This window comes from Micromonospora sp. CNZ299 (assembly GCF_002754415.1).
Genome location: NZ_PEFG01000001.1, coordinates 4,839,200 through 4,853,814, shown reverse-complemented (window position 1 = coordinate 4,853,814; position 14,615 = coordinate 4,839,200). Strand labels below are relative to the sequence as shown.

17 protein-coding genes are annotated in these 14,615 nt (G+C 69.8%); 11 read left to right on the top strand and 6 right to left on the bottom strand.

The window, feature by feature from the left end; all coding sequences use genetic code 11:
* Window positions 1-2: 2 nt before the first annotated feature.
* On the bottom strand, window positions 3-695 hold the full coding sequence (locus CLT68_RS22130; protein WP_143743224.1) for a hypothetical protein: 693 nt from the start codon (window positions 693-695) through the stop codon (window positions 3-5).
* A gap of 202 nt (window positions 696-897) precedes the next feature.
* On the opposite strand from CLT68_RS22130, the gene CLT68_RS33925 reads away from it, so the two are divergent.
* Window positions 898-1,023: a hypothetical protein gene (locus CLT68_RS33925; RefSeq protein WP_363936787.1), complete on the top strand. Its 126-nt coding sequence runs from the start codon at window positions 898-900 to the stop codon at window positions 1,021-1,023.
* Between the two features lie 137 nt (window positions 1,024-1,160).
* Window positions 1,161-1,811 (top strand): transcriptional repressor LexA, encoded by a 651-nt coding sequence (gene lexA / locus CLT68_RS22125; protein ID WP_099853641.1) that lies wholly within the window; start codon window positions 1,161-1,163, stop codon window positions 1,809-1,811.
* A gap of 372 nt (window positions 1,812-2,183) precedes the next feature.
* On the opposite strand, the gene CLT68_RS22120 is transcribed toward lexA, so the two are convergent.
* Window positions 2,184-3,503: a hypothetical protein gene (locus CLT68_RS22120; RefSeq protein WP_099853639.1), complete on the bottom strand. Its 1,320-nt coding sequence runs from the start codon at window positions 3,501-3,503 to the stop codon at window positions 2,184-2,186.
* A gap of 523 nt (window positions 3,504-4,026) precedes the next feature.
* Between CLT68_RS22120 and CLT68_RS22115 the strand changes: the two genes are divergently transcribed.
* On the top strand, window positions 4,027-5,412 hold the full coding sequence (locus CLT68_RS22115) for an AbiJ-related protein (RefSeq protein WP_099853637.1): 1,386 nt from the start codon (window positions 4,027-4,029) through the stop codon (window positions 5,410-5,412).
* Between the two features lie 126 nt (window positions 5,413-5,538).
* Here the strand turns inward: CLT68_RS22115 and CLT68_RS22110 are convergent, their stop codons facing one another.
* Window positions 5,539-5,772 carry a hypothetical protein gene (locus CLT68_RS22110; RefSeq protein ID WP_099853635.1) on the bottom strand — a complete coding sequence of 78 codons (234 nt, stop codon included), beginning with the start codon at window positions 5,770-5,772 and terminating at the stop codon, window positions 5,539-5,541.
* A gap of 946 nt (window positions 5,773-6,718) precedes the next feature.
* Window positions 6,719-7,330: a hypothetical protein gene (locus tag CLT68_RS22105; RefSeq protein WP_099853633.1), complete on the bottom strand. Its 612-nt coding sequence runs from the start codon at window positions 7,328-7,330 to the stop codon at window positions 6,719-6,721.
* Window positions 7,331-7,759: 429 nt separating this feature from the next.
* Between CLT68_RS22105 and CLT68_RS22100 the strand changes: the two genes are divergently transcribed.
* The 3 genes from CLT68_RS22100 (at window position 7,760) to nifW (ending at window position 10,372) form a co-directional block, all read left to right on the top strand.
* Window positions 7,760-8,518 carry an AbrB/MazE/SpoVT family DNA-binding domain-containing protein gene (locus CLT68_RS22100; protein ID WP_099853631.1) on the top strand — a complete coding sequence of 253 codons (759 nt, stop codon included), beginning with the start codon at window positions 7,760-7,762 and terminating at the stop codon, window positions 8,516-8,518.
* Window positions 8,515-9,702 (top strand): tyrosine-type recombinase/integrase, encoded by a 1,188-nt coding sequence (locus tag CLT68_RS22095; protein WP_099853629.1) that lies wholly within the window; start codon window positions 8,515-8,517, stop codon window positions 9,700-9,702. Before CLT68_RS22100 ends, CLT68_RS22095 begins: the two co-directional genes overlap by 4 nt.
* Window positions 9,703-10,075: 373 nt before the next feature.
* Window positions 10,076-10,372 carry a hypothetical protein gene (gene nifW, locus CLT68_RS22090; protein WP_099853627.1) on the top strand — a complete coding sequence of 99 codons (297 nt, stop codon included), beginning with the start codon at window positions 10,076-10,078 and terminating at the stop codon, window positions 10,370-10,372.
* 65 nt (window positions 10,373-10,437) lie between these two features.
* Here the strand turns inward: nifW and CLT68_RS22085 are convergent, their stop codons facing one another.
* On the bottom strand, window positions 10,438-11,529 hold the full coding sequence (locus CLT68_RS22085; RefSeq protein ID WP_099853625.1) for a hypothetical protein: 1,092 nt from the start codon (window positions 11,527-11,529) through the stop codon (window positions 10,438-10,440).
* A complete protein-coding gene (locus tag CLT68_RS22080; RefSeq protein ID WP_099853623.1) occupies window positions 11,526-11,717 on the bottom strand; it encodes a hypothetical protein in 192 nt (63 codons plus the stop codon). The genes CLT68_RS22085 and CLT68_RS22080 overlap by 4 nt, the downstream gene beginning before the upstream one ends.
* 388 nt (window positions 11,718-12,105) lie before the next feature.
* Here CLT68_RS22080 and CLT68_RS33410 point away from each other — a divergent pair, with 388 nt between their 5' ends.
* The 5 genes from CLT68_RS33410 to CLT68_RS32895 all read left to right on the top strand — a co-directional run bounded on the left by CLT68_RS33410 (window position 12,106) and on the right by CLT68_RS32895 (window position 14,567).
* A complete protein-coding gene (locus CLT68_RS33410; RefSeq protein WP_199177116.1) occupies window positions 12,106-12,243 on the top strand; it encodes a hypothetical protein in 138 nt (45 codons plus the stop codon).
* Between the two features lie 171 nt (window positions 12,244-12,414).
* Window positions 12,415-13,653, top strand: a complete 1,239-nt coding sequence (locus CLT68_RS22075; protein WP_486482277.1) for a sigma-70 RNA polymerase sigma factor region 4 domain-containing protein — start codon at window positions 12,415-12,417, stop codon at window positions 13,651-13,653.
* Between the two features lie 149 nt (window positions 13,654-13,802).
* Complete coding sequence (locus CLT68_RS32660; protein ID WP_143743223.1) at window positions 13,803-14,075, top strand: hypothetical protein; 273 nt, start codon at window positions 13,803-13,805, stop codon at window positions 14,073-14,075.
* Window positions 14,076-14,242: 167 nt separating this feature from the next.
* On the top strand, window positions 14,243-14,377 hold the full coding sequence (locus tag CLT68_RS33920) for a hypothetical protein (protein ID WP_486482276.1): 135 nt from the start codon (window positions 14,243-14,245) through the stop codon (window positions 14,375-14,377).
* Between the two features lie 43 nt (window positions 14,378-14,420).
* Window positions 14,421-14,567, top strand: a complete 147-nt coding sequence (locus CLT68_RS32895) for a hypothetical protein (RefSeq protein ID WP_158240912.1) — start codon at window positions 14,421-14,423, stop codon at window positions 14,565-14,567.
* Window positions 14,568-14,615 lie beyond the last annotated feature (48 nt).

Genomic DNA, 14,615 nt, shown 5'->3' with positions numbered 1-14,615 from the left:
GGCTAGTCAACCTTGCTCTCGGGGTCGGCAACGAACGCCAGGAACTCGACGCCGAGGGGAGTCGTCGCCGGACCCCACAGTCCGTTCGCCGACATGATCCCGCTGAACGACTGGTTGACCAGGCCAGCATTGGTAAGCGCCCCGGCATACCGGTCGATCAGATCCCGACGGCCGGCAAGCTCCGGCATACCGGCTTCAATGATGGCGGACTTCGGGCCCATAGAGATGTTCGGCTGAGGGATTCCGTGACGCTCGAACCAGCCAGGCGGATCGGAGAGCAGCTTAAGCATTCGCACGTGAGTCGGGGTGAACCGGTCGATCATGTCGAAGAAGAGCTGCTGCGTGTCGACGTCCGGCGCGTCGGGCATCACAGAGTTGACGACCGCGTTGCGCAGCACCTCGAGCTTATCGGCACGTGAGGTGCGGTCGGCGATCTGCGCGGCGGTGGTCAGCGCATCCATGAAAGCGTCCTCGCTGGTGAGCTTTGCGAAGTCACCGACCTGATCTTCGAGCGCGTGCACCTTCGCAGCGAGGTCGTTCAGCCAGCGTGTGCGCCTGTCGGCAAGGCGCCGGCCAGCGAATTCGTTGAAGGCGACCTGGAGGGCGCTGCCCGCCACGGGCACGAACGAAATGGCCATCTCGGCGGACTTCGCGAGCCCTTGCCTTCGGTCGCTGTCCTCAGGGTACGGTTCCACGCTGGGCATGATGCCCCACTGCCGCAAGGTTTTGGGTCGCGCGCTCGCTCGATGCCACTGCAGCACGCTGGTCGATGGTGCCCGAGCGGGCGACGGATGGGCGGGCAGGTCGGCAGCCACTAGTTCGGCCAGTTGATGCAAGAACGGCGGCAGCGGCTCGAACTAAGCATCGGGCGCCATCACCCGCAGCCGATTGACCCCGATGACCAGAAACAGCAGCCTCGCCGCAGCGCTCGGCCCTTGGTTCGCGGCGCAGATTACCACCGCCCACGGTAAGGCGGCCACCGCGAAGCAGGCGTGGGCCGACTTCCTGCTGCGACTGAGCTGACTTGGGACCACGCAGGCAGGCTCCCGATCATCTGGTCGGGGCCCGGCCCCAGGCCCAGCGCGGCAGCCGGCGTCGAATACTGAACCCCTGCCGAGGTGTTAGTACGCGTGTTCCAATATCCGTTGTATTGTCCGTGGATGACAACCTCCGATGGGGCCGAGGCCGAACCGCCCCACATCAGTGCCAAGCAGCAGCGCATCCTGACTGTGATACGCGATTGGATCCAGCAGCACGGCTACCCACCCACGGTGCGCGAGATCGGCGCAGCAGTCGGGCTTGGCTCCCCCTCGTCAGTGGCGCACCACTTGAAACTGCTGGAACGGCGCGGCCTCCTGCGTCGTGAGCCAAACGCGTCCAGGGCGGTTGACATCCGCAGGGCGCAGGTTGGCACAACATCGAACGGAGCAGACGAGCCAGGTGTCAAAGTTCCGGTGCTTGGCACTATCGCTGCTGGCGCTCCGATCCTCGCCGAGGAACACGTGGAGGACGAGCTGGCGCTGCCTCGCGCCCTGGTAGGGCACGGCACGTTGTTCGCACTGATGGTTAAGGGCGACTCCATGATCGAGGCGGCAATCTGCGATGGCGACGTCGTCGTCGTGCGCCACCAGGCGGTCGCCGAGAATGGCAACATCGTCGCCGCCATGATCGAGGGAGAGGCGACGGTCAAGGCCTACCGGACCCGCGACGGTCGCGTCGAGCTGGTCCCGCGAAATCCACTCCATGAGGTGATCCCCGCCGAACACGCGGTCATCCTAGGCAAGGTCGTCTGCGTGCTTCGGCGCGTCTAGCGTTCAACCGACGTCTGCTTACGGGCGTCGGCGCCGTCCTTGGTCTGCTGCGATGCCCACTGGTTGGGCTGTCTGTGCAGGCCGTTCAGGCTAGGTCGTCCAACGGCACGCCGAGGGCATGCGAGATGCCGTGCAGCACGCCGATCGTGCAGTTGATGCGGCCCTGCTGGACCTCAACCAGCACTCCGCCGCGAGATCCCGCTGCGCTCCACGAGGCCGTCGAGGGTGAGATTGGTCGCGTCCGGCCTTCGCGACCGCATGGTCCGCGGGCGGCGGCGGCTTGATTAAAAGGATTCAGGCAAGTCGCTGCGGGACGCACCCGGTGACGGGCGAGGGTGCCGCCTGGGGCCGATGCCATCCGCACCACGAAGATCATCGGGGGCTGGGGTAGCTCCGCGTGGGCAGGTACCAGCGGCCGCCGAGGTACTGCCGCTCGGCCGTTGGTGCCTGGCGCACCGGCCAGGTCGTCAGTGCCGCAACGCCGCCGGGTACGCCGAGGCGGGCCAACGCGTGATCGAGCCAGGCCGGTTCCTCGGCGCACATCTCGGTGATCAAGGCGTACTGCCCGGGCACGCATAGCCGGCGGTGCACGACGATGCTTTCTCGGACCAGGGAGCCGGGCATCGTCCGACGGAAGGCCGCGCCGCGGTGGTGGGTCTCGGTGGCGTCGTCGAGCGACCCGTCGAAGCGCATCTCGCCAGAGGTCAGCACGACACCGAGCACATGTGAATGGGCGTCGAATAGCGGGTCGAGGGCCTGCTGGAGCACCTTAACCTTCTCAGAGAGTGGGTCACGGGCAAAGGCGGTCAGCGGCCACACCGCCCCCGCGTCTTCAAGCCACAACCAGGCTGCCCCAGCGGACTGGGTCTTCATGGCCTTACTAATGAGTGCTTGCAGCAGACGATGACCTTCGTCGGCCTCCCACAGCGGCCCAATGATCTGCGTGCCGGTCGGCGCCGGGCCAGGTCGGGCGGTCAACGTCGCACCATCAACGACGACCTCGACCGGGACGCCGTTCGCCGATACCTCGGCGGCTGCCGCGTCCACGGCCTCCTTCCACTGCAGGTCGGGTCCTGTAGGCAGTTCGCCATCCCAGTGCACGTTGTGGCGGACTTCCAGCACCCGGAGATGCATCACGGCATCGTCGATCCAACGGCTGTGGGCACGGAAGCCCTGGCCCGGGCCCAGCGCCCGAACCTCGATGAACACATCACTGCCAGCACGCACCGCCCGCAAGTCCCCAGGACCGCCTTGCGGTTTCACCGGCTCAAGCGCTAGCCGCGCACCCGCTTGGCAAGCGAGAACCGCCAGCCGGGCCAAGGCGATGTGATGGCGGAACTCCTCGGCCGCCGGGTTGACGCGCAGGTTCTTCCGTACCTGGCCGATGCCCTGGACCTGGGCCTCGACCAGGACCTGCAGGCGAGCCCACAAGCCGATCGCGGCGACGAACGCCGGCGCGCCCATCAGCGAGGCGAAGTAGGGCACCACCATCGGTCCGGTCGTACCTGGTCCGGGGTGGGTGGCCCGGTGCAGCCAAGCAGGTCCGAAGAACGCGTCCAAGTCCGTGATCGCTCGGCTCGCAACTTGGTGACCGAGGGACGTCCGGTACTCCGCCTCGGCGGGATCGCCGATGGCGATGGCCCAGTCCAATCGTTGGCGGCCCGCCTCGACGTCACGCCACGCATCTTTCACGTCTCTATCTTCCCCTCCCTCACCATCACTTTTCCCGACACCGCACCCTCAGCGGCTGTGGGCCGAGCCCGCGCTCCTCCACCAGGTGCTCCGGGGTCACGAGGCCGTCACGCCTCTGCACTCGGGCCTGAGAGGAGCGACCGTGTGTCGGGCGGGCTATGGCCGCTGGCGTGACTCGTGCAGCTCCAACGGGGAGTGCAGGTAGACCGTTGGTGTCGAGAACGACCGGAACACCGGCGCGTTGGAACTGGCCGACGCGCTCCTTGAGGCTTGCGGATGGCCTGCTCGAAGAAGTCGGACTTCGTCTGGCATACCACCGTCCAGTACGACACGGCAGGTACTTTCTGGGCCAAGATCGCATTGCGCACGAGCGGCGCCTTCACCGAAATCCCTGACGGGGAGTGCGAGCATATGAAGATCGATTCACGGAGCTAACCCACGCGCGCGAGGCACCCGTCAGTCCGGCTCCGAACCGGTATCAGCGGGTAGCCGCCCGTCCCACGTGATCTGCGAGAATTGATCGATGGCAGGGGCGACCGACTTTGCGGCACTGCGCGGCGTTATCCGCACCATCGCCCTCGAGGTCAGCCAGTTGGCCACGCACGCGACACTCGACGACGCGCTGTCCCAGATCGGGCTGCCCGCGTCGCCCAGCGACGGCAGCAAAGCCGCTCGCGCAGACAGCAGTGTCGCTGCTGTGCCGGACCGCGAGCTGCCCGCGGTGGCTCGCAGGGTGTTGAGCCACTACGAGTGGCTCGGCGCCTCCACGCGCAACATGCTGCAGGATCTTCTCTGGGCCGCAGAGCCGCACCCGACCATCCCCAAGCGCGTCCGCCGTGACGTCGCCCGCGCCTTGGATTGGGATGATCTGCTGGACCACTACCTGCGGTTCAAGGTCTTGCTGGACAAGCTGTTCGTGCTCGGCGGCGGCGGAGGCTTCGGCGCCGCTGGCGTGGACCACAGCCTCGGCGGGCGCATCGATCAACACGTGCAGCGCAACGCGGACTGGACGGTGGAGGAGCTGTTCGAGACAGTCGGTGCGATCGATACCACCGACCGGCGCTTCGGCTTGCTGTTGGAAGGCATCGTCTCCGGCGAGGTGTTGCCCGATGAAGATGCCCAGCGTCGCTTGGTCGACGCGATCAACCCCCCGTTGGGCGCCGCCGGGCTCGAGCTGCGAGAGACCGGCACGGCCGACGGATACCCTGTCTTCGAGCTGGTGGCGAGCCGATCGCGGGTGGGTCGACCTAAGAACCTGATCTTCGCGTCACCCCTGAAGCCTGACCTGCGGCTCAGCGACGCCATCGACAACGACATCGAGATCGTGGGCAACGCCGAGCACGTGCTCGTGTACGACCGGCCGATCACCGCCGATGGGATCCGCTGGCGCGACCTACAGGCGTGGTGGAAGGCGACACGCCGACTGGACACCGACGAGCAAGCCAAGACGCAGCTCTACCGGCGGCTCCGGCAGAGCCTGCCCGCCAACTCCCCGCCTCAGCAGCGCCTGTTCGACCTGTACCACGAGCTCCACCGCGATGACGTTCAGCACCTTCCCGCTCTGTTGCCAGAGGTCTGGCTGCACTGGGACCCGAAGACCGTCCGGGCCCGCGGTGCAGCCGCACTGCTGCATCTGCGCATGGACTTCCTGCTACTCATGCCCGGAGGCGTCCGGATCGTGCTCGAAGTCGACGGCAGGACGCATTACGCCAGCGGCGATGGTCGCGCCGACCCAGCCACCTACGCCCGCACGATGGCCGGCAGCCGCAACCTCACCCTCGCCGGCTACGAGGTTTATCGGTTCGGCGCCCATGAATTGCGCGACCCAGACCAAGCCCGAGGCACTCTCAGCCACTTCTTCGGCGACCTGTTCCGCCGCCATCACGTCGGCGTCAACGGTCGCCGCTGAGATGCGCAAGGCTCTGGACCAGGTGATCGATCTGTTGTCCCGCTGGCTCAAGCCTGGCAAGGCAACCAACTCCACGCCGGGTGCGTGACGAGGGCGGCCTCGCGATTTCCGGGGTTGCCCCCGGCCTCACCGCTGGCGGTACGCCGCCCGCACCGCGAGGCAGAGGCCGACGGTGCCGGCGAAGGCCACACCGGACCGCAGAACGGCGTCGGCAAGCTGGTGCGTGCTGACCCATACGATGAACCCCGCCCAGCTGGCCACCAGCAGCGCGGCCAGGAAGACCAGAGCGAGTGCCAAGGCGTTGGAGCCGCCGGGATCGCTCGGCGGCTCGGGGGAGCTCGGCGAACGGAGTACGGTCATAGCTGACGAGGTCCTTTCGGTCATCAGGACGGTGTTCGGGCGGACTCGTTCGTGACGGCACCCGGCTGCATCCGGGTGCCGTCCGGTTTTCGGGATCCGCAGCGTCCGCCGCGTCTCCGGTGGCGGTATCCCAGCTGCATCCGGGTGCCGCCGCCCATGTTCAGGTGGATCTCGTACCAACGGGGCCCGGCTGCATCTGGCGCGCCGTCGACTTTGGTGCTGCTTGCCTGCCACCCAGCCTAGGCCCTGCCGATGGCCCATTCGTTCTCGTCGCGGTGGCCTCACTTTTTTCACAGATGACGCCCAAAGTACGGCGAACCTTGACGACCGCATCGTCAGGAGATAGGCAGGCAGCCGCTGGCGAGGATCCCGCCGTGACGTCGAGACCCATACCCTCGGGACTGGCGGGGCCGGTTCGCCCGGAGACCGGGCGGGGCCGCGGCGCCGGCGATGACCGACGCCGAGTTCTCAGGGCGTACCCGACCCCTGACTTACAGGCTGGGGTTCCGCCGACCGGCCGTCAGCGCTTGACCAGGACGATCACCCGCGTTTGCGGCTGGTGACACGTTTCTTACCGGCACCCCTTCTCGGCCCGGCAGAAGTGGGGTCGCGCGGACAATCGGGCAGGCTCGGTCTTCCCTCACCAGGGAGATGACCCACCAGAACCCATGTGGGATGCGGAAGGGGACCGCGTGCACCGAGAGATCGCCCGGGACTGTAGGCCGCGGCGGCCCGAGTGCCGGCCGAAGGTAGGCCGTCGTCGCTGGCGGGCTCGGCGGTGCGGGGAAGACCACCACGCTGCTGGCTCGACCTCGTCGACGTCGGCCTCGGCGATGGTGAGGGTGGCCGTGAGACTGGCCGAGGGACATCCAGATGGCGCCGGTGAGGTCGACCGGCGCGATCGGCGCTGGGCGGCAGAGTCCGGGGCGTGGATCGGGGCGTCCGGTCACGACCCCTCCGGCCTGCCGGGTGTGGTGTCAGGCGCGCCGGGTTCGGCGACGTCGGCGCGGTGAAGGTTCGCGGCGGCGGCCGGTGCAGGTGGCGGGGTGCCGAAGGTGTCGTCGTACCAGGAGATGAACCCGAGGGTGTCGCCCCAGCGGGCGGCGATGCGGGCGTGGATGGCGCGCTGGTCGTGGCCGGGCAGGAACGCCCGGCTGCCCGTGACGGTGCCGCCGCAGCCGCAGGCGCAGGTCCTGCCTCGCTCGACCGGGTGGTCCGGGTAGGTGACGGGGTTGCGGTGCCGGTCGAGGGCCGGCTGGCCGACCAGGGCGTCGTGCACCGGATGGCCGGGCCCGAGCACACGACCGACGATGGCGCGCTTGCCGCCGCCGACGTCCTCGATGCCGGTGAGCTCGACGGCCACCACATTGGTGCCGGTGACGGTGTAAGAGATGACGGCGTAGCGCTCACGGTCCGCGCGGGCACCGAGGAACCACCGGCCGCGGTTGCGCTCGTAGATCTGTTGGGGCGTCTGGTCCGGCGTCCAGCCGACCCAGTCCCGGTCCATGGTGTCGTCCGGCGCGGCGGGACGGGCGGGGCCGATCTTGAGGTGGATCATCCGGCTCCTGACTGATAACGCGGGTGTCTTGGGTATGGACGTTACAGGCAGCCCGGATAACCGGCAACCCAAGCCCATACGGTTTCTGGTTAGGTGCGAGAACGGAAGATTCCCGGACCTTACTCGCCGGAACAGTTCGCCCCGCTCTGAACCGGCGTGGGCCGCCGCCGTGATTGAACCCGAAAAACGCGGCACGCCCACCGGTGCGTCGAAAACCCCGGCGTCGCTGTGGGGGTCTAGCGTGCTCGCTGAGCCCCGCAAACGTGATCGGCCCCAGAACTCGCTTACCGCCCCGCATCCGATTGGACAGGAACACGGACCGTCCGCCCTCCGGCGTCGGCCGCCATGCTTCCGCGCGGCGGTGCGGCCCCGAACTGACGCCCGCTACCAAGACATGCCCACCGCCACCGACACCCGCCCGGAGACGTCATGACCCCCACCGCCAGCACCGACCTCATGACCCCGGCCACCGTGGACAACCGACGCCGGGTACGCCTGCCGGCCGGACTCGCCGACGCGGCCGGCCTGCATCCCGGCGCCGTCGTCGTGCTGCCCGGCGCGGCCCCGGGCGAACTCGTCCTGGCCACCCCGGCCGCCGCGCTGGCCCGCCTGCGCCGCGACCTCGCCGAGGCCCTGCGGCTGGCCGGCCGCTACCCGACCCTGACCGCCGCGCTCACCGACCACACCACCGGCCGGGCCACCGACCCGCCGGCCGCGGACGGCCCCGCCCCCGCCGCCATTCCGGCCGGAGGGCCCGTCCTGGTCGACACCGCGGTGCTCACCGCGGTGCTCGACGGCGAACCGGCGGCCGACGCGGTGATTCCGCTGCTGCCCCGGCTGCAGCTGACCGACGCGGTCACCGACGACCTCGTCGCCGCCGCGCACGCCGCCGGGCTGCCCGCCGAACCGCAGCCCGACCGGCCCGGCAGCTTCCGGGCCATCCTGACCGCCTTGGACGCGCTCGGGGTACGCAGCTACCGCCCCGCCGACGCCGACCGCGCCGCCCTGGTCGTCTGGGACTTCGCGCTGCGCACCGCCGGCGTGGGCTGCCCGGCAGAACGGGCGGTCCTCGCCCTGGCCGGACACCTCGGCGCGCCGGCACTGCTCGCCCGCCCCGCCACCGGGCTGCCGGACGGCGTGACCGCCACCGACTACCGCCACTTGACGGCCGTCGGGGCGGCGGCGTGAGCGTGGACCGGCTGCCCGCCCTCCGGCAGCCGACCGACGTGCTGCACGGCGAACTCGTCGACGCTGCAGCCACCCCGGGCCGGATCGACCTCACCCGGTGGCTGGCCAACCACCAGCCCTCCGCAGTGGCCGACGTCGGTCTGCTGCACGACCTCGCCGGCGACGTCGCCCGGTTCGCCGAGGCCTCCCGCGCCGCCGGCACCATCCGCAAGTACGACGCCGGCTGGGACGCCCTGCTCAGCTGGTGTGCCCGGTTCGGCTTCGACCCCGGCCCGCCCACCCCGATCGAGGTCGTCGCCCTGTACCTGGCCCAGATGGTGCGGGACGACCTGGCCATCTCCACCCAGGACGGCCGGCTGGCCGCGATCCGCGACCGGCACCTCGCCGCCGGGCTGCTGCCACCCACCGACGATCACCGGTTCCGCCGTATCCGTGACGGGGTGCGCCGCCTGCACGGCCGGCCCGTGGAGGGCAAGGCCGCGGTCACGCTGCCGCTGCTGGCCGCCATGCTCGCCACCCGACCCGCCGGTTCGCCGCCCCGCCCCGATGCGCCGCTGGAGCAGCGACGCGAGCACCTGGCCGCGCTGCGCGACCGCTGCCTGCTGAGCCTTGGCTTTTTCGCCGGCCTGCGCCGCGAGGAACTGGCCGGGCTGCCGGTGGACCACGTGCAGCCGGTCCAGGAAGGACTGCGGCTGCTCATCGCCCGGTCCAAGGCCGACCAGACCGGTCGCGGCCGCCACGTCGACCTGCCGGAAGCCCCCGCCGAACTGGCTGCGATCTGCCCGGTGCGCACCACCGTCGCCTGGCTCGACGCCGCCGGCCGCCGCGAGCACCTGCACCGGCCCGGCCGCCGCCGCACCGGCACGATGCCGGTGTTGTCCGGCATCAGCGTCGGCGCCCGGGTCCGCGCCACGGCGTTGAGCGACCGGTACGTCGCCGAGACCGTGAAGCAGGCCGCGCGGGACGCTGGGCAGCCGCCCGAGGTGGTCGACACCCTGGCCGGGCACAGCCTGCGGGCCGGCCTCGCCACCGCCCTCGAAGCCGCCGGCGTGCCCCAATCGGTCATCGCCCGGATCCTCGGTCACGCCACCGGCACCACCGGCCGCTACGTCCGGCACGCCTTCGACGGTGCCGCCCACGACGCCCTGTACACCTACGCCAGCCGCGTCCTGGGCAGCATCTGACCCACCGCCGCGCCGGAACTCGACCGCGGCGATGCCGCGCGGTCACACAAGCCGTCCGAACCGCATTACACCGATCAGCTCTGCTCCGTACCAGCTCGCGGCGCTACGACGCATGCCGCGAGCAGCAGACTGTCGGTACGGTGACCGCCATGGATGAGGGGCAACCCCGGTACGGGTACGGCAAAGGGCGGCGGCCGTTGTGGTCGCCACGGGACCGGGACGCGGAGGAGATCCGGCGGGTGCTGCGCCGGGCCGGGTTGCGCGACGTCGGTGAGCGGCACTTGGATGGCTTCGCGGTGAGGGCGCCAACAGCAGCGTCGACGGGCCCGAGCCGTTCGCCGTCGCCTACTGCGGCTCCGCCGACCGGCCGGAGATGGCGGCCCGATACCGGCGGGTGTTGGAGCGGGCCGGCTACCAGGTTGAGGCGGATGCGGTAGACGCGAAAGTGCTGCTGGTGCAGCGGCAACCCGCCCGGAAGGCGGTGCCTTCCGAGCGTGGGCTGCTCCGGGTGGCGGTGGTGTGCGCGGTGGTGGCCACGGTGGCGCTGATCGCCTCCTGGACCGATTCCGGGACCGTGCGGTTGGCCGGCGGCATCGGCTCGGCCGTGATCGGCGTGGTGGCGGTGTTCCTGGGCGGCCTGTGGTACCGGCGTCGGGCTCATCTGGAGTGAGACCGGGCCTCTCCGGTGAGCCCAGGGATCCTGAGCTCACTGGAGACTCCCGTCACCACCATTTGCTACAGCAGGTCGGCGGCGATCGCCTCGTTGACGGCCTGCTGCCCCTTCTCCCTCCGTAGGACGTCCTGGGCGGTGGGAGCGGTGAGGACCTGGTGGACCGTGTCTAGCGCCGGTTGTTGCAGCGCCTCGTCGTTGATCGTGAACAGCGCCGGCATCACCTGCCGGTTCGCCCACCGGGTGTCTCGGGCGCCGACGTTGCCCGTCCGGAAGTTGCGCCGGGGGTCCCGGGCCCGGTCGACGAGCCGGAACCGGTGCAGCAGCTCGGTGGCCCGCCAGGCCGTACGGGTCAACCGGAACTGGCGCTCGCGGTCCTCAGCCTTCAGAAAGACGCCCCCAACCGCGTGCCGACCGGGGTAGTTGCTGCGCAGGAACGCCAACGCCAGGTACGCGGCGAGCTCGACGTCGGTCAACGCGAAGACCCACAGGTTCGTGAAGAACGACGGCGAGATCCAAAAGGACGTCTCGGCGGTGGGCAGGACGTAGCGAGGGTGCTCCTCTGCCGTGCTGGCCTCCGAGAGCAGATGCCAGCTCACCCCGTCCTTGGGGTCGTAGCGCCGGCGCGTCCCGCCGGGCTGCCGGGGCAGCCAGAGCAGGTGCTGCTTCTCCAGCGCCTGCATGGCCTCGGTGATCTGGCGGGCCCGCAGATCCCCGTGGCCGCGGCCGGTGCCGGCGGTGCGCATGGTCTCGGACAGGACGAGCTGGCGCCACGACGGGTAGGCCTCGTTCGCGTGTGGGGCCACTCGCCGTACGTTGCGGACGGTGTCGCCCGGACCGTGTCGGCACTGTGCGTCGAAGAGCATCAGCATCAGCAGCCGCAGTTGTAGGCCCTTCGACTTGACCAGCCGGGCGAGCGCCGGCTCGGGCCCGTCGTCCGCGGGCCGCACCACGAAGCCGGTTCGGATGTGAATCCAGTCGGGCTGGCGCCCCGACCCGGTGGAGTCGAGCCGGCCGCCGTGCTCCCACAGGTGCCGCAGGTTCGCCCCGACGATGTCCGCCAGCGGCCGGGTCTGGTCGCTGTCGCGCGCCTGCCGCAGCGCGTCGACGAAACCGATCCGGGCCCGGTCGCCGGCGGTGACGGCCGGCGCGGTCACCGGTCGCCCCGCAGGGCGGTGACGTACCGGGTGAGGGCGGCCAGCACGCTCAGGCAGTGGCGGCGGGTCGCCGGCTGGCGGGCGGCCAGCGCGCCCAGGGCGATCAGGACGACGCAGATCGTCACGGCGACCGTGGGCACCGCGAGGACGGCGACACTCCATCCGAGGTGGTCGGCGAGCTCAGGCATGTGCAACGCTCCAGGTGTTCAAGGTGGCCCACTTCCCCCGGTGCTTGTCGAGGGCGATCCGGGGGAAGTGGTGTCGCGCTCAGGCGGTGCGACGAGGCAAGAATGCCCCGTTCCAACTCCGCTGTCGCGTTAGTGATCATGGGCCGCTTCACCCTCCAACGACCACATAGCGTTTCTACTGTATCGAAGAAGCTTTGTGGCTGCTGAGGGGTCGTCGTTGGAAGGTGGAGATTCAGGTTGACGGCGGCTGCGGCTCGGGCCGTCCCCTTGCTCGGATAGGCCATTTCGCGATCGAGGCCGTCACGCCTCTCGGCCTCCGCGGTAGTAATCAGCGAATGACCAACGGCAACGCTGGTCCGAGCTGGTCCCGCAGGGGCCGGGGCCGCTCGTGCCGACGGCCCCGAGAGGGCTTACGCCCACCCTGCTGGCCCGCTCCCGGCACGCGTCCGTGCGCAGCCTGGAGCGCTACGCCCGGCCCGGCCCGGGCGCGGTCGCCGCGCACGTGGCCCGCCGCAACCGGCCCTGACAGAAGTAAGGAAACGACCGTGTCCGACCCGTTGGAGCACACCTGATCACACCCGCCCGGCACGCTCGGGACGGCCCGGCCTCGATTCCCGTAGGAAAAATCTTGTCGAGCTGTGGAACGGATCCGCCGTCCAACTGTCGTGACACGGATATGACGACCTACACCACCACGATGGGCACGAGCATGACCGACGAACCGGAGCCGTCCGCGGAGGAGATCGAGGCGCGGCGGCGCGACCGGGTACCGCTGGACCCCGAGGACGAGAAGTCAACGTCCGAGGAGTACCCGCGGCTGTGGAACATGTCCGCCGGACACCTGTACCGGGCCACCGTGCGGGCGGAGGTCCCGGCACCGCCGGAGTACGTGACGGTCCCCCTGGCGCCGGGTCCGGCCGAGCCGAACGTGGCCCTGCTTGTCGCGGTGTCGCAGTGGAACATGCACTGGGAAGCCGCGCAGTTCCGTCGGCGGATCTTCGATGAGCACGATCTCCCCGGCCGGCTGTATCGGGTCGCTGACCGCGGCGACGTCAACGTCGTGTTCGTCCCGCGCACCACGTCGCGGTACTACGAGTACGCGTCCCTGTTCCACCTGCTGCCAGCGGCCACCGTTCAGCGGTACGGCCTCCCGCTGCTGCACAGCGGGCAATGGCCCTTCCTGGCCGCCTTGGCCGACGTCGACCACTACTTGCCGGCCGACTTCGAGACCAGGCTGTCGCGGGCGTGGGCCTCCACCATCTGGCGCCACCTCGTGCCCCAGTCCCCAATGACCGGGTTCAGCAAGGACGACTCGATCCGGGTCCTGGCGCACAACCTCGACTTCTGGATCCCGCCGGTCACCGAGGTCATTCAGGACGTGCTCCGGGAGCTGCCGGAGGGGAACCAAGGTGTCGAAGAAAGGCCTGCACGGCTGGAAGACGGGTCCACGCTGGCAGGAGCCGTGATGGCGAACCCCCGCGTTGGCGGAGACGTATGGCGCGGCGAGCAGGAGGCCGCCGAGCTTGTGGACTGGACAGTCGCGCAGGCCGACGCCGACGGACGGCTGCGGGGCATCCTCGACGCCGTGCGCTCCCACCGCGTCGAAGAGGACTTCTCGCCCCACTGGACCTACGCGAAGGAGGACTTCGAGCGCAAGCTGTACCGCAAGCGCTCGAAGGTCCAGGTGAAGTTCGTGGAGTTGACCGACACCATCCCGGTCCAGGGCCCCGAGACGGAGATCGTCGACCGCATGGTGTTCGGCGACTTCCTGACCCTGCTCAACGCGCGGGATCGCGAAGTGGTGGTCCTGCTGTACAGCGGCGCCACCACCCTGACCGAGGTCGCCGACATCATGGGCTACCGCAACCACAGCGCGGTCTCCAAGCGCCTGGAGCGCATCCGCAAGCTGGCCGAGCGGTTCTTCGACGCCCACTAGCAGCCTTGAGCAGCAGGAGTCGCCCCCGCACATGGCCTGGGCGATGTTCTACGACTTCCTGTCGCCGCGCAGGGGCACCCGGTCACCTCCAGGCACTGCTCTTCACCTTCCACACTGGGACCGACGCGAAGAAGGGACTCTCGTTCGTCATGACCCCCGACGTGAACCGCAACACCGGCTCGACGCCTCCAGACGCGCTGCCCGGCCCCGCCCAGGCAGCGATGCCCAGGCCGTCGTGCCGAGGGCCCTGGATGGCGATCATCGCGCTCACTGCCACGATCGTCGGTGCCGCCGGCGGGCTGTTGGCCTGGGCCGGCGGTGCCAACCCGCCCAATGCGGTCCTCGTCGCCGGCGCGACGCTCGGCGGCACTGCGGCGCTGATCTTCGCGGCGTTCAACTTTCACGATGGCCCGGCCCGGTAGTGCGGTAGCGCGGGTCAAGTATCTCGGAATGGGCAGCGCCGCACCTCGTGGGTGGGGCGCTGCCCGAGCGTTCGGTCTCTGGGCGGTCGCTGCCGGGTCCGACACCCGTTCCGGCGCCGCAGCGATGGTGGCTCGGCGAGCGGTCCGTGCCCCGTACGGTCACCGTCGTGGATGAAGCCGAGGGCGCCGGCGGGCGGGTCCGGAGGTTGTCGCTGCTGCGCGAGCACGCCGGACCGCGGACCTGGTCGGTTGACGAGCACATGTTCCGGGTGGACCGCTCGTTGTTCCGGTTGCAGCTATAGCCGGCTGCGGGACCTCGCCGCAGCCAGGCCCGCGCCGCTGCAGATGATCGTCGCGGACAACGAACTACCCGAGGCGGTAGAGCGCGACTTCGCCGGGCTGGATTTCGACTACCCGCATCCCACCGTCGCCACCATCGCCCACCCAGGACCCAACACCGTGCAGACGCTCGGCGAACACTCGGATCAATAAGCCTGTTCGCCAGTACGGTGGCGCGCCGGTGATGACAGCAGGCCTGAG

Excerpts from the sequence above, each read along its gene's own strand:
- CLT68_RS33925 (WP_363936787.1), top strand. The coding sequence starts at position 898 with ATGACCAGAAACAGCAGCCTCGCCGCAGCGCTCGGCCCTTGGTTCGCG.
- lexA (WP_099853641.1), top strand. The coding sequence starts at position 1,161 with ATGACAACCTCCGATGGGGCCGAGGCCGAACCGCCCCACATCAGTGCC.
- CLT68_RS22115 (WP_099853637.1), top strand. The coding sequence starts at position 4,027 with ATGGCAGGGGCGACCGACTTTGCGGCACTGCGCGGCGTTATCCGCACC.
- CLT68_RS22110 (WP_099853635.1), bottom strand. The coding sequence starts at position 5,772 with ATGACCGTACTCCGTTCGCCGAGCTCCCCCGAGCCGCCGAGCGATCCC.
- CLT68_RS22105 (WP_099853633.1), bottom strand. The coding sequence starts at position 7,330 with ATGATCCACCTCAAGATCGGCCCCGCCCGTCCCGCCGCGCCGGACGAC.
- CLT68_RS22100 (WP_099853631.1), top strand. The coding sequence starts at position 7,760 with ATGACCCCCACCGCCAGCACCGACCTCATGACCCCGGCCACCGTGGAC.
- nifW (WP_099853627.1), top strand. The coding sequence starts at position 10,076 with ATGGCGGCCCGATACCGGCGGGTGTTGGAGCGGGCCGGCTACCAGGTT.
- CLT68_RS22080 (WP_099853623.1), bottom strand. The coding sequence starts at position 11,717 with ATGCCTGAGCTCGCCGACCACCTCGGATGGAGTGTCGCCGTCCTCGCG.
- CLT68_RS22075 (WP_486482277.1), top strand. The coding sequence starts at position 12,415 with ATGGGCACGAGCATGACCGACGAACCGGAGCCGTCCGCGGAGGAGATC.
- CLT68_RS32660 (WP_143743223.1), top strand. The coding sequence starts at position 13,803 with ATGACCCCCGACGTGAACCGCAACACCGGCTCGACGCCTCCAGACGCG.
- CLT68_RS32895 (WP_158240912.1), top strand. The coding sequence starts at position 14,421 with ATGATCGTCGCGGACAACGAACTACCCGAGGCGGTAGAGCGCGACTTC.